The sequence below is a fragment of the Methylosinus sp. RM1 genome, assembly GCF_011378635.1.
Classification (GTDB): domain Bacteria; phylum Pseudomonadota; class Alphaproteobacteria; order Rhizobiales; family Beijerinckiaceae; genus Methylosinus; species Methylosinus sporium.
Map to the genome: position 1 here is coordinate 1 of NZ_WOVC01000109.1, position 957 is coordinate 957.

The following is a 957-nucleotide window of genomic DNA, read 5'->3' on the forward strand; positions in this document are numbered from 1 at the left end:
TTATTCGATGATCGAGGCGACGACGCCGGCGCCGACGGTGCGGCCGCCTTCGCGGATGGCGAAGCGCAGCTTCTCCTCCATGGCGATCGGAACGATGAGGTTCACCTCCATCGCCACATTATCGCCCGGCATCACCATCTCCACGCCCTCGGGCAGCGTCACAATGCCGGTCACATCCGTCGTGCGGAAGTAGAACTGCGGACGATAGTTGGTGAAGAACGGCGTATGACGGCCGCCTTCTTCCTTCGTCAGAATATAGGCTTCCGCCTTGAACTTGGTGTGCGGCTTCACCGAGCCCGGCTTCGACAGAACCTGGCCGCGCTCCACGTCCTCGCGCTTGGTGCCGCGCAGCAGCGCGCCGATATTGTCGCCCGCCTCGCCCTGATCGAGCAGCTTGCGGAACATTTCGACGCCGGTCACGGTCGTCTTCACCGTCGGGCGAATGCCGACGATCTCGACTTCCTCGCCGACCTTGACCACGCCGCGCTCGACGCGGCCCGTCACCACCGTGCCGCGGCCCGAGATCGAGAACACGTCCTCGACCGGCATCAGGAAGGGCTGATCCTTCGGACGCTCCGGCTGCGGGATATATTCGTCGACCGTCTGCATCAGCTTCAGGATCGCGTCATGGCCGATCTCGGGCGTCTTGTTCTCGAGCGCCGCCAGGGCCGAACCCTTGGTGATCGGAATGTCGTCGCCGGGGAACTCGTATTTCGACAGCAGCTCGCGAACCTCGAGCTCGACGAGCTCGAGCAGCTCGGGATCGTCGACCATGTCGACCTTGTTCAGGAACACGACGAGCGCCGGCACGCCGACCTGGCGGGCGAGCAGTATGTGCTCGCGGGTCTGCGGCATCGGGCCGTCGGCGGCGGAGACGACGAGGATGGCGCCGTCCATCTGCGCGGCGCCGGTGATCATGTTCTTCACATAATCGGCGTGGCCGGGGCAGTCGACGTG

The 957-nt window shown here is 64.8% G+C and carries 1 protein-coding gene; it reads right to left on the reverse strand.

The genetic code is table 11. From position 1 onward, the window contains the following. Positions 1-957 (reverse strand): elongation factor Tu (gene tuf / locus FMZ75_RS21140; RefSeq protein ID WP_166146298.1); only part of this gene is annotated, 957 nt, incomplete at its 5' end.